Below are 13809 nucleotides of genomic sequence, written 5' to 3' on the forward strand. Positions count from 1 at the left end.
ATTATGAAACGCAAAATTACTAAATTGCCGCAGGTTTAAAAAGAAAATAATCCGACTTGTTATTCCGAAGCATGTATTTATGAAAAAAACCGTTGACGTCCCTATTGCCAAACAAATCCCTAAAGAATTAAGTATTCACGATGACCTCAGAATTGACCCCTATTTTTGGTTGAATCAAAGAGAGGATCAAGATGTATTGGACTATCTTAAAGCTGAAAATGATTATTATCAAAGTGAGACGGCCCACACCAAAGCGTTCGAAACCTCGCTTTTCGAGGAAATGAAAGCTAGAATAAAAGAGGATGATTCATCAGTTCCGTATAAATACAATGGTTATTGGTATATTGTTCGTTATGAAAAAGGAAAGGATTATCCTATTTATACACGCAAGAAAGCAACCTTAGAGGCCGAAGAAGAGCTTCTTTTTGATTGTAATAAAATGGCCGAAGGTCATTCTTATTTTAGATTAGTAGGTTTGAGTGTAAGTCCGGATAACTCCATGATAGCTTACGGATTGGATACCGTCGGAAGAAGGCAATACACGCTTAGAATTAAAAATTTAAAGTCGAATGAAGTCTTTCCAGATGCCATTGAAAATACGACAGGATCTTCAACTTGGGCCAATGATAATGCCACACTTTTTTACGCCAAAAAGAATGAACAGACCTTGCGTTCGGATACGATTTTTAAGCATCACATAGGCAATTTAGATACAGCAGATACTTTAGTTTACACGGAAGATGACGACACCTTCGGTGTGGCAGTCTACAAAAGCAAATCTCGAAAGTATGTTATCATTGCCTGTTACAGCACAATGACCAATGAATACCATGTTTTAAATGCAGACTCGCCAGACGACGCGTTTGAAGTTTTTCAGCCAAGAATTCGTGGTTTAGAATATAGTATTTCTCATTTCGAAGGTTGGTTTTATATATTGACGAATCATGAAAAGGCCACTAATTTTAAATTAGTGAAAACTCCAGAATCAAGAACGCGTATTGAGAATTGGCAAGAGGTCATAGCGCATCGCAAAAACGTGCTGCTTGAAGATTTAGATATATTTAAGGACTTCCTAGTAATTACAGAACGCTCTAATGGACTCAATCGAATACGCATTAAACGCTGGGACCAAAGTGACGATTATTACTTGCCTTTTGACAATGAAACCTACACAGCTAATACAGGAACCAACGTAGATTTTGATACTGAAATTTTACGTTACACTTATAATTCCTTGACACAGCCAGCTTCGGTTATTGATTTCAATATGAGATTAAAAACCAAAGAGATTAAAAAAGAACAAGAGGTTTTGGATCCTAATTTTGACAAGGATAATTATACCTCACAACGTATTTGGGCTACTGCTCAAGATGGTGCTAAGATTCCAATGTCTTTAGTGCGACGAAAGGATACACCTATTAATGGAACGGCTCCACTGTTGCAGTATGCGTATGGAAGTTACGGTTCCACCATCGACCCTTATTTTTCAACTATAAGATTGAGCTTATTAGACAGAGGGTTTATATATGTGATAGCGCACGTGCGAGGTGGTGAATATTTGGGGAGAGATTGGTATGAAGACGGAAAGCTCTTAAAAAAGAAGAATACGTTCACCGATTTTATTGATTGCTCGAAACATTTAATCGCTTCAGGATTCACTTCTGAAGAACATCTCTATGCGATGGGAGGAAGTGCAGGCGGACTCCTAATGGGTGTGGTTTTAAATGAAGCCCCTCAATTATATAATGGCGTCATTGCGGCCGTTCCTTTTGTAGATGTGGTGACGACTATGTTGGATGAAACCATACCTTTAACCACTGGAGAATATGATGAATGGGGCAATCCTAATGATAAATTATATTACGACTATATGAAATCCTATTCTCCTTATGATAACGTGAAAAAGCAAGCCTATCCCAATTTGTTGGTAACAACAGGTTTACACGATTCTCAAGTACAGTATTGGGAGCCTGCAAAATGGGTGGCTAAGTTGAGAACTTATAAACAGGATACTAACAAATTGTACTTGGTCACTAATATGGATGCTGGACATGGTGGTGCTTCTGGACGATTTGAAGCTTTAAAAGAGGATGCACAAGAGTATGCATTTTTACTAGACTTGGAAGGAATTAGTAGCTAATTCAAAAAAAATCCTTAATTTTGCGAGGTTTTATGTTTCACATTGCCAAAATATGAAACTGATAAATAGCATTTATGAAAAAAGACATACAAGTATTTGATAATGTTTTACAATTAATTGGTAAAACCCCTCTTATCAAATTAAACAAAATGGCTCAAGATTTCGATGGCGACTTTTATGCTAAAGTTGAAGCGTTTAATCCAGGTCATTCGTCAAAAGACAGAATTGCACTTCATATTATAGAAGAAGCTGAAAGACAAGGCATCTTAACTCCAGGAGACACCATTATCGAAACAACATCAGGAAATACTGGTTTCAGTATAGCTATGGTGAGTATTATTAAAGGTTATGAGTGTATCTTGGCGGTAAGTTCAAAATCTTCAGCAGATAAGATTGATATGTTGAAATCTATGGGAGCACAAGTGTATGTGTGCCCTGCCAATGTGAGTGCAGATGATCCGCGTTCTTATTATCAAGTTGCAAAACGTTTGCATGATGAGATCAAAGGATCTGTCTATATTAATCAGTATTTTAATGCTTTAAATTTGGATGCGCATTACCATACAACTGGTCCTGAAATTTGGGAACAAACGGAAGGTCAAATTACGCATTTAGTAGCTTGCAGTGGTACTGGAGGTACGATTTCAGGAATTTCCAAATATCTAAAAGAACAGAATCCTAATGTGCAAGTGATAGGAGTAGATGCTTATGGATCTGTTTTAAAGAAATACCACGAGACTAGAGAATTCGATGAAAAGGAAATTTATCCTTACAGAATTGAAGGTTTAGGGAAGAATTTAATTCCAACCGCGACAGACTTCGATTTAATTGATAGGTTTGTCAAGGTGAGTGATGAAGAAAGCGCTCATACAGCACGAGAAATTTCTCGAAGTGAAGGTTTATTTGTTGGTTACACGAGTGGCGCAGCTATGCAGGCACTCAAGCAACTAAATGAAGAAGGAACTTTCAAGACAGGAGACAAAGTCGTTGTTGTGTTTCCAGATCACGGTTCAAGATACATGAGTAAAGTGTATAATGATAAGTGGATGGAAGATCAAGGGTTCTTTGATAGTCAAACCGAAATGACTGAAAAAATTCAGTACGTAAAATAAATAATAACTATAACATTTTAAAACTCCTATCATGTCTTATCGTGGTAGGGTTTTTATGTTTAATTGGGAAATGAACATTGGTTCATAAAAATATTATGTCGTCATGATATAATTAACTAATTTTGTCCCAACTAATAAGACTAAAAACTCGCTTTAATGAAGGATTTATTTGAGAAGATTTATAAGGATAAAGGACCTTTAGGAAAATGGGCTTCTCAAGCTGAAGGTTACTTTGTGTTTCCAAAGCTCGAAGGTCAGATTTCCAATAGAATGAAGTTCCAGGGAAAAGAAGTGATTACTTGGAGTATAAATGATTACCTAGGTTTAGCTAACCACCCAGAAGTACGTAAGGTTGATGCTGAAGCTGCTGCGCAGTATGGGTCGGCTTATCCTATGGGTGCAAGAATGATGTCTGGTCACACAGACCTTCATGAGAAATTACAAAATGAACTTGCAGATTTCGTTAACAAGGAGGCCGCATATTTACTAAATTTTGGATACCAAGGGATGGTGTCTACGGTGGATGCGTTGGTTTCGAAAGATGATATCATCGTTTATGATGTCGATGCACACGCCTGTATTATTGACGGTGTTCGTTTACACATGGGTAAACGTTTTACCTACAAGCATAATGATGTTGAAAGTTTAGAAAAAAACTTGGAACGTGCCACTAAAATGGCCGAGCAAACAGGTGGTGGAATTTTAGTGATTTCTGAAGGCGTATTCGGAATGCGTGGTGAACAAGGTCGATTGAAAGAGATTGTAGCCCTGAAGAAAAAATTTAATTTCCGCTTATTTGTTGATGATGCTCATGGCTTTGGAACATTAGGTAAAACTGGTGCAGGTGCTGGAGAAGAGCAAGGTGTTCAAGAGGATATCGATGTGTATTTTGCAACATTTGCAAAGTCAATGGCAAGCACAGGTGCTTTTATTGCTGCAGATCAAGAGATTATCGATTACTTAAAATATAACTTACGCTCTCAAATGTTCGCCAAATCATTGCAAATGCAATTAGTGGTTGGTGCTTTAAAGCGTCTTGAAATGCTGAAGACGATGCCTGAGTTGAAGGACAATTTATGGACCATCGTAAATGCATTGCAATCTGGGTTGAAAGAACGTGGTTTCGATATCGGAACAACTCAAAGTTGTGTGACACCTGTCTATTTGAAAGGAAGTATACCAGAAGCCATGGCTTTGGTTAGGGACTTACGTGAGAACTATGGTATATTCTGTTCAATTGTTGTATATCCTGTGATTCCTAAAGGATTGATTTTACTGAGAATGATACCAACGGCTACACATACGTTAAAGGATGTAGAAGAAACCTTAGATGCTTTTGACGCTATTCGCGAACGACTCAACAATGGCACTTACAAGCGCTTATCTGCTGCAGTTATGGCAGCAATGGGCGAGTAGCTTACTTATACGTTCTACGATATATAAATTAAAACCGATTCATTATGAATCGGTTTTTTTTATTTTTTGTGATGTATTTTCCGTTTATAAATGTATTCTATAACAAAGCAAAAAGCAATAATGGATAAGGCGACAATCACACCCGTTCTGTTATTTTGATATTGATTAATGATCAATACAACAAGCGATACAGCACATAATAAAAAAGCCATTAAAGGTATAGCTCTCTTGGCATCAATTTTTTTATGGATACGGAAACCAGTAAAATTGATTATTGCAAAAATGATTAAAAACCCAACGCTTCCTGCTGTTGATATGCTTTCAAGATTTAAAAAATTAACGACTAAAAGTGTTGCGACAGCCGTAATAATTAATCCGATAGGTTGGTTCCAAAGTTTACTAGTTAATTCATGTGGTAGTTCATCATCTTCTGCAATCACATAACTCACGCGACTTCCGCCATACAAAGAAGCATTAATTGCTGAAAAGGTAGAAATTAAAGCTGCTATCGTCATAACCGTAAATCCTATAGTTCCCAACATGGGTTTAGCAGCTTGCGCTAATACATATTCTTCTGCAGATTTTATGGTGTCAAATGTTAACGATCCTACGGTCACAATTGATATAACTATATAAAGAAGAATCACAAAACCGACAGAATAATAAAATGCTCTAGGAATATTTTTTTTGGGATCTAGAATGTTCGATCCAGTATTGGCAATAAGTTCAAAACCTTCATAAGCCACAAATATGACCATTCCGGCACTTAATATTTGAAGGGGAGTTTCCCATTGGCTCATGGATAATTGTGCTAGGTTAGGGTTGTCTATGAGTCCATAAATACCGACACCAATAAAACCTAGTAAAATTAATAGTTTGATGATAACAGAATAAGACTCAATTTTACTTACCACTTTAATGCTATAATAATTGATGAGCGTCGCCAGTAAAATGATTAAACTAGAATATATATGCGTGTCAATTTTCACACTATCAGTTAAACTTAAAAGATTGGGTGCATAAGAACCAAATGCCGAAGCATATAAGGACAGCATAATGATGTAGCTAATCCATAATAAGTTGTTTATTGCGCCGCTGAACACCGTTCTACCAAAACCTTCATTGATGAACTTAACAGTTCCACCATTATCAGGAAATGCTAAGGTTAATTTAACATAGCTATAAGACGTCATAAAAGCGACCAGACCAGCGAATAGAAATGCCACAGGTGTGGCACCTTTTGCAAGAGATACGGCAAGACCTAAAACAGCAAATATGCCGCCACCCACCATGCCGCCAATGCCAATGGACATGGCTTCTTTTAGTCCAATTTTATCACTCATAAATTAGCGGTTTTATTGTAAAGTCTTCCTGAATGTTTTTCTTCGCCTGTAGACTTCAGGCTCAAAATGTTTCCAAATTTTATGGATGGCCTCATTGTCTTCTAATTCAGGAGTTCTGTAACATGTTTGAATGCCTTTTTCTGTGAAAATGTCATAATACTCATTAAAAATCACGGCATGAACCCCTTTGTTTTGATAATTTGGATGAATGCCTATAAGATAGAAAATAACGTCTTTACTGTTCTTTTTTGCTTTAAGAATGTGTCTGAATCCAAATGGTAATAACTTACCATTAGCTTTTTGAAGGGCTTTAGAGAAGGAAGGCATTACAATAGCAAAACCGATAAGTTCATCATCTTTATCGACGACAAATTTGATGTACTCTGGATTGACAAAACTGATAAATTTTTTCTTAAAATATGCTTTTTGAATATCGGTAATAGCTACGAAGGAGGATAAAGACGCATAACTTTCATTAAACAAATCGAACATCTTATCGGCATAAGGCATAACTTCTGAAGTTTTTGTAAACTTCAAAGCCTTTAAGCCATAACGACGTTTGATCAGTTCTTGTGCTTTTTTGAAGGTCTCAGGATTGACGTTTGAAAATGGAAAGCGACTCTCAGAATACGCCTTTTCAATTTTATAACCATGCGCCACATAATGATTCGCATAATAGGGATGGTTGTACCATGTGATCATCGGTCCGATGTGGTCATATCCCTCTGTGAGAACGCCTACTTTATCAAGGTTAGAAAACCCAACAGGTCCTTCCGCGTAGGTTAATTGATGCGCTTTTCCTATAGCTTCTACTTTGTCTAATAACGCCTTAGAGACTTCTTGATTATCGATAAAATCAAACCAGCCAAAACGCATTTTTTTCTGATTTTGACCATTCACTTCCAACCAATTGATAATTGCTGCCACACGACCTACTATAGTATGGTTATCATCATAGGCCAAAAAGAAGCGGGCTTCAGCATCTTTAAAAATTGGGTTTTTGTCCTTGTCAAAGGTTTCCAATTCTTGTTTAATGATAGGAGGTACCCAATATTTTGAATCTTTGTAGAGTTTAAAAGGGAATTTTACGAATTGCTTTAATTCCTTTTTACTGTAAATTTCTTTAACTGTAATCATAGTTTGAACCTAGAGACTTCCGTCATCATCAAAATCATCTGTTTTTTTCTTTCTATTCTTTTTCTTGGGTTTTCGATTGTCAGCATCTTTTCTGGTGTTACCGTTATCGATTTCTTTGTCTACATGAAAATCGAAGCGGTAAGACATTCCGAAGTTAACACTGAACACTGATGGCGTGTCTTTACTATTAAATGTCACTGCTGTATCTAGCTGAAAATCCTTAGTCCATAAATAGGCACCACCAAATCTAAATAGATTGTCCGCATAAAAATCACTCTGAATACCTTGAGTCTCTCCAAAAATGACCCATTGTGGATCGAAAGAATGTGTCAACGTAATGATATATTGAAAATCGGAATAATCGGTACCTATGCGATCCTTAATTAAATTGAGAACCAGAACCCATCCACCAGAAAAGTTATTTTGTGTGGCCACCATGATTTTGGGACTAAAACCTTCAATACCAGGTGCTGTGTAGGGATTGTTTTTGCTATCAAAATTTGCACCAGCATAAATGGCCACTGCAGGAATAAGCGAACTCCATTTAAAAGAACGATTGGCGTGATAACTGTATAGATTAGGTTTGTCTTTTTCCTCCGAATTTTTGTAAGGATCGTAAACCAAATATTTAGCGCCTATGGTAAAATTTTTAAAGTTGGAGCGTTTATCTTCTGAGTTAAGACCAGCACTCGTAAAAAATGTTTGCGTGTCATTTTGGTAAGTACCTTCTAAATTGATTTCTAGCTCTTCAAAGAGCAAACCGTAGCGTGCAGCGAAATCAACACCAAACCCTGATACTTCATAGGCCAATACAGGTGTTCTTTCTTCTTTGATAATGTAAGGACCAACCTCAAGTTGGGCAACGTTAGTTCCCACAGAAAACGCGCTTCTCGATACACCTGGTCTGTTGGAATTAATCACTTCAGTATATTGAGAAAATGCTAAGTTAGTGATTAGCAACAGTGCGCTGAGGAGCACTTTTTTAGTTAAATTCATAGCTAGTTGATTTAAGTCAAATATAGAGATTTTATATTTTTTTTAAGTATTAATAACTGTTTTTAAATAGAGATAATTGTATTTTTGAATAAATTTAATTGAATGTTACAGGAAGCATCATTATATGGTTTTGTAAGAACCATTCTTATTATACTTTTGGTGTACTACGGTATAAAAATCCTATCGCGATTATTTGCGCCTTATCTCATGCGATACATGTCTAAGAAAATGCAAGAGAAATTTGAGGGGCAATTTAGGCAACAACAAGACCCAAAACCAAAATACAAAGAAGGTGAAACGGTCATAGATAAAATGCCGAATACAGATTCATCTTCAAATAAAAAAGTAGGAGAGTACATAGATTACGAAGAAATTGACTAATTTTCGAGTCTATTGAAAGTCAATCTGTCTATGCAATTTTCATTTAAAAACTTATGGCCACACTTATTAGTCTTAGTAGGTTTTGTGGTGATTTCACTTACGTATTTTAGTCCTGTTTTACAAGGAAAGCAAATTTTTCAAAATGACATCAAACAATATATTGGGATGTCTAAACAGCAAAAGGATTTTAAGGCTGAAACGGGTGAAGAGACGTATTGGACCAATAGTGCCTTTGGCGGTATGCCTACCTATCAATTAGGAGCGAGATATCCTCATAATTATATAAAAAAACTAGATAGTGTCTTACGTTTTTTACCCAGACCAGCAGATTATCTATTTATATATTTTCTAGGATTTTACATATTACTGCTGTCTCTTAAAGTGGATTTCAAATTAGCAGCCTTAGGAGCTTTGGCATTTGGTTTTTCCACCTATTTAATCATTATTCTGGGAGTCGGCCATAACAGTAAAGCACATGCGATTGCCTATATGCCTTTAGTGTTGAGTGGTATTGTCATGACGTTTAGGAAATTATATATTATTGGTTTTTTACTCACTGCTGTGGCCTTAGCATTAGAGATAGGTGCCAATCACTTTCAAATGACCTATTATCTATTACTACTAGTGATTGTTTTGGGAATTGCTTACCTCATAGATGCTTACAAAAAAAACTGTTTACCACATTTTTTTAAATCCATAGGCGTGATGTTTGTGGCTCTGATTTTAGCCATAGGTTTGAACGCTACCAATTTGATGGCGACACAAGAGTATGTTAAAGAAAGTACCCGAGGAACCAGTGAATTAACTATCAATCCTGATGGGACTGAAAAGGATAACACATCTAGTTTAAGTAAGGATTACATCACAGAATACAGTTATGGAATTACTGAAAGTTTTAATCTTTATATTCCAAGATTTTACGGAGGTGGTAATTACGAGGATGCAGGTAAAGACTCTGAGACCTATCAATTTTTTAGAAATCTTGGAGCCACACCTACCCAAGCACTCCAAGAAGCTCAGAATGTACCAGCATATTGGGGTGATCAACCCATTGTTGAGGCACCTGCTTATGTTGGAGCCGTTATTATTTTCTTATTTGTATTTGCTTTATTTTTAGTCAAGGGCCGCTTAAAATGGTGGTTGCTTGGTGGAACTATCATGTCCTGGGTTTTATCCTTAGGTAAAAATTGGTTCTTTGTGACCGATCCTAATCCGGATAGTAATCCAATTACGAATTTCTTCATTAATTATGTACCGCTGTACGATAAATTTCGAGCTGTAAGTTCCATTCAAGTGGTGTTAGAGTTATGTATTCCTGTGTTAGCTATTTTCGGATTAGTAAAGTTGTTCAATGAATTTGAAAAGGAAGATCGAAAACTAAAAGCATTGAAATTAGCTTTGGGAATTGCTGGAGGTTTGGCTTTGTTCTTTTTATTGTTTAAATCAGCATTTTTTGATTTTGTAGGTGCCAATGATGGATACTACAGGCAGGTTTATGGTGAATACGGACAAGGTTATATTGATGCTATCAAAGAAGATAGAAAAGCTTTTTTTACGCACGACACCCTACGAACGCTCATATTAGTCTTGCTTTCAGCTGGAACCATTTTTATGTTTTTGAAAAAGAGAGTGTCTGAAGTGGTCGTGGTGGTTGTATTTGCAGCGTTAATTCTATTTGATTTGGTTGGCGTAGATCGTCGTTATGTTAATACCGATAATTTTGTATCTGCCATCCAAGTTGAAAAACCATTTCAAAAGACCGCTGCCGATCAAGAAATACTTCAGGATCAAGGACATTTTAGGGTATGGGATATTACACAAGAAGGCTCAAGAAATCCCGCTAGAGCGGCGTATTTCCATAATTCCTTAAATGGTTATCACGCAGCTAAATTAAAGCGATTTGACGAGCTCAATAATTTTCATATTACTAAAAACAATATGAATGTTCTCAATATGTTAAATACCAAATATATCATCGCTGAAGAGGAGAATCAAGTGTTCCCATACTTGAATGAAGATGCTAATGGTAATGCTTGGTTTATAGAAGAACTAGAGAAAAAGTCATCAGCAAATGCCGAGATCATGGCTTTAGATAGCCTAGAGACGAAAATTAAAGCGGTCACGACCGCATCGGAATTATCGTCGCAGCGTTTTAAAGTAGATTCAACAGCACAAATAACCTTAGAAACATATCAACCAAATTATGTTAAATATGCTTCGAGTAACCCGAGTGATGGCTTTGCAGTATTCTCAGAAATATTCTACGAAAAAGGATGGAAAGCTACTATTGATGGGAAAGCTGTCCCAATTTATCGAGTCGATTATGTGCTTCGTGGGTTGATGGTGCCTTCTGGGTCTCACAATATCGAATTTAAATTTGAACCAAAAGTCGTCCAGACGGGTAGTATGATATCATTAGTGAGTTCCGTGCTATTATTTTTATTAATTATTGGAGGTTTGTGGTTTGTTTTTAAAGCACGTAAAGCTCACTATAGTTGAGACGTCACGTCATGAAAAAGCGCGTACTCATCATAACGTATTACTGGCCTCCTGCAGGAGGTCCTGGTGTTCAAAGATGGTTGAAATTTGTCAAATATTTACCAGAATTTGGTATACAACCAATTGTGTATTGTCCAGAAAACCCAAGTTACCCATTAGAAGATTCCAGTTTGCAGGCGGAAGTTTCAGAGGATCTTACGATTCTAAAACAGCCAATTAATGAGCCTTATAAATTGGCGAGTTTATTATCTAGAAAGCAGTCAAAAACAATAAGTTCTGGTGTCATCCCAAAGCAGAAAAAGCAATCATTGATCCAGCGATTACTATTGTATGTAAGAGGGAATTTTTTTATTCCTGATGCTCGTAAGAACTGGGTGAAACCTTCTATTGAATACCTAAAAACTTATATCAGCGATAATCAAATTAATACGATTATTACGACTGGCCCACCACATAGCCTTCATCTAATTGGATTGGGTCTTAAAGAAGCACTAGATGTGACCTGGCTTGCCGATTTTAGAGATCCATGGACGACCATAGGTTATCACAAGCAATTAAAATTGACAAAAGCTTCTCAAAATAAACATCGAGAATTAGAATCGAAAGTGCTTCAGACTGCAGATAAAATTATTGTAACCAGCGGTGACACCAAAGATGAGTTCGCAACAAAAACAACAAGACCTATTTTTGTCATCACTAATGGTTATGATATTCATAAGGTTTCACGTCCAGAAAAAGACCAAAAATTTACAATAGCACATATTGGTTCCTTGCTGTCTGAAAGAAATCCGAAGGCGCTTTGGAATGCCTTAAGTGAACTTATCGCTGAAGACAAGGATTTTAAAAAAGACTTTGAGTTAAAATTCATTGGAGTGGTGAGTGAGGACGTCAGGAATACTTTAAAATCTTATGGCTTGGATCCTTATATTAGAGACATGGGATACCTTGCGCATAATAAAGCAATAGAAGCACAGATGTCCTCTCAACTATTGCTATTGCTAGAAATTGATTCTGAAGACACCAAAGTGATTATACCTGGAAAGTTGTTCGAATATATGGCCTCGGCCACGCCTATTTTAGCGGTAGGACCAGAAGGGTCTGATGTGGCACAAATAATTCAAGAGACCAATACGGGTCGATATTTTAATTACAACGAAAAAACTGAAATTAAGTCTCAAATTTTATCGTATTTTAAGGCTTATAAATCAAATAATTTAACCGTTAATGCGATAGGTTTAGAGCGCTATTCAAGAAGGTCTTTAACCAAAGCATTGAGCGATATTTTATAATGGGAATAGTTATTAATCAGTCCTTTCGTAATACGATTGCTACCTATTTGGGATTCGGTATTGGTGCCATCAATGCCTTGTTTCTTTACACAAATTTTATTTCAGATGAGTATTACGGACTAGTAGCATATGTATTATCTGCTGCCAATATCATGATGCCCTTTATGGCGTTTGGCGTTCATAATACCTTAGTGAAATTTTACACGACCTTTAAATCTAAGAACTCACTGAATAGTTTCTTGACCCTTATGCTATTTTTACCATTATTGTTCGCAATTCCAGCGGCCATTGTTGGTCATTTGGCATACGATACAATCGCCGACTTATTATCAAGGAAAAATGAGATTGTTCGTGGTTATTTGTGGTATATTTTCATCACTGCTCTTTCAATGGCCTATTTTGAAGTGTTCTATGCTTGGGTAAAAGTGCAGATGCAAACCGTTTTCGGGAATTTTATGAAAGAAGTTTTTCATCGTGTAGGTGCCATGGTTCTTTTATTTTTAGTGTATTTTAATGCCATCACTATTGATCAGTTTTTTATTGGGATTGTTGGCGTTTATGTTTTGAGAGGTTTAATCATGATGCTCTATGCCTTTGCGAAACGATTACCTGTTTTCAAGTTTAATAAAATTGATAGGATAGGAGCCATCTTAAAATATTCCTTGCTCATTATTTTAGCTGGATCAGTGGCAACACTGATTTTGGATTTGGATAAGGTCATGCTCAATAGTTATATCGAACCCATTTCAGTAGTTGCACATTATAGTGTGGCTGTTTTTATTGCAACAGTAATCGCAGTTCCTCAGCGCGCTATGCATCAAATACTCTTGCCTTTGACAGCTCAATTTTTAAATGAGAAAAATAAAAAGGCTCTCACCGATTTGTATAAGAGAAGTTCGTTGACCTTATTTGTCATAAGTGGCTTTATCTTTCTGCTTATCGTTTTAAACATTAATGAACTTTATAGGATCATTCCATCAGAATTTAGTGGTGGTTTAATTGTTGTGTTTTTAATTAGCATTGCCAAATTATTCGATAACTTACTTGGTAACAATAATGCGATTTTATTCAATAGTGATTATTACCGAGTTGTGTTGATTTTTGGAGTTATACTCGCTGTTTTAGCGATTGTGTTGAATATGGTTTTTATTCCTATATATGGAATTAATGGGTCTGCAATTGCCACGTTTTTGGCGATTCTGATTTACAATTCAATAAAAATATATTTTGTAAAACATAAATTTCAAATGTATCCTTTTACAAAAGAAACTTTAAAGGTTTTCGTATTGTTGGTGTCGCTGGTAATGCTTTTCTATTTTTGGGAATACCCTTTTAACCCCTATATAAATATTCTTTTAAAATCTACCAGCGTCGCATTGGTTTACGGATTTGTAGTTTATCGGCTTAACCTTTCAGCGGATATTTCAGAAGTATTTAATAAGTACCTAAAGCGGAAGTAGTTTAGGGTCTAAAATGAGAAAATCCCATAAGGTGCT

General features: G+C 36.2%; 10 protein-coding genes. 7 read left to right on the top strand and 3 right to left on the bottom strand.

The window, feature by feature from the left end:
- The first annotated feature begins 79 nt into the window (after window positions 1-79).
- The 3 genes from ACU8DI_RS05570 (at window position 80) to ACU8DI_RS05580 (ending at window position 4668) form a co-directional block, all read left to right on the top strand.
- A complete protein-coding gene (locus ACU8DI_RS05570) occupies window positions 80-2140 on the top strand; it encodes a S9 family peptidase (RefSeq protein WP_447111765.1) in 2061 nt (686 codons plus the stop codon).
- A 74-nt stretch (window positions 2141-2214) separates the two neighbouring features.
- The gene (locus tag ACU8DI_RS05575; protein ID WP_447111766.1) at window positions 2215-3252 is read left to right on the top strand and encodes a PLP-dependent cysteine synthase family protein; all 1038 of its coding nucleotides are present in this window, start codon (window positions 2215-2217) and stop codon (window positions 3250-3252) included.
- A 156-nt stretch (window positions 3253-3408) separates the two neighbouring features.
- The gene (locus tag ACU8DI_RS05580; protein WP_447111767.1) at window positions 3409-4668 is read left to right on the top strand and encodes an aminotransferase class I/II-fold pyridoxal phosphate-dependent enzyme; all 1260 of its coding nucleotides are present in this window, start codon (window positions 3409-3411) and stop codon (window positions 4666-4668) included.
- 59 nt (window positions 4669-4727) lie between these two features.
- On the opposite strand, the gene ACU8DI_RS05585 is transcribed toward ACU8DI_RS05580, so the two are convergent.
- Genes ACU8DI_RS05585 through ACU8DI_RS05595 form a run of 3 tightly spaced genes read right to left on the bottom strand, consistent with a single transcriptional unit; the run spans window position 4728 to window position 8144 of the window.
- Entirely contained in the window at window positions 4728-6011 is a 1284-nt protein-coding gene (locus tag ACU8DI_RS05585) for an APC family permease (RefSeq protein ID WP_447111768.1), read from the bottom strand.
- 12 nt (window positions 6012-6023) lie between these two features.
- On the bottom strand, window positions 6024-7148 hold the full coding sequence (locus ACU8DI_RS05590; protein WP_447111769.1) for a GTP cyclohydrolase: 1125 nt from the start codon (window positions 7146-7148) through the stop codon (window positions 6024-6026).
- A gap of 9 nt (window positions 7149-7157) precedes the next feature.
- Window positions 7158-8144, bottom strand: coding sequence for a transporter (locus tag ACU8DI_RS05595; RefSeq protein ID WP_447111770.1), 987 nt, complete (start codon window positions 8142-8144; stop codon window positions 7158-7160).
- 102 nt (window positions 8145-8246) lie between these two features.
- Between ACU8DI_RS05595 and ACU8DI_RS05600 the strand changes: the two genes are divergently transcribed.
- Genes ACU8DI_RS05600 through ACU8DI_RS05615 form a run of 4 tightly spaced genes read left to right on the top strand, consistent with a single transcriptional unit; the run spans window position 8247 to window position 13773 of the window.
- Window positions 8247-8525, top strand: a complete 279-nt coding sequence (locus ACU8DI_RS05600) for a DUF4834 family protein (protein ID WP_447111771.1) — start codon at window positions 8247-8249, stop codon at window positions 8523-8525.
- Window positions 8526-8555: 30 nt separating this feature from the next.
- Window positions 8556-11024 carry a YfhO family protein gene (locus ACU8DI_RS05605; protein ID WP_447111772.1) on the top strand — a complete coding sequence of 823 codons (2469 nt, stop codon included), beginning with the start codon at window positions 8556-8558 and terminating at the stop codon, window positions 11022-11024.
- An 11-nt stretch (window positions 11025-11035) separates the two neighbouring features.
- Window positions 11036-12313 carry a glycosyltransferase gene (locus ACU8DI_RS05610; RefSeq protein WP_447111773.1) on the top strand — a complete coding sequence of 426 codons (1278 nt, stop codon included), beginning with the start codon at window positions 11036-11038 and terminating at the stop codon, window positions 12311-12313.
- Window positions 12313-13773, top strand: a complete 1461-nt coding sequence (locus ACU8DI_RS05615; RefSeq protein WP_447111774.1) for a lipopolysaccharide biosynthesis protein — start codon at window positions 12313-12315, stop codon at window positions 13771-13773. The genes ACU8DI_RS05610 and ACU8DI_RS05615 overlap by 1 nt, the downstream gene beginning before the upstream one ends.
- The last annotated feature ends 36 nt before the right edge of the window (window positions 13774-13809 follow it).

Source organism: Psychroserpens sp. BH13MA-6 (assembly GCF_052983595.1).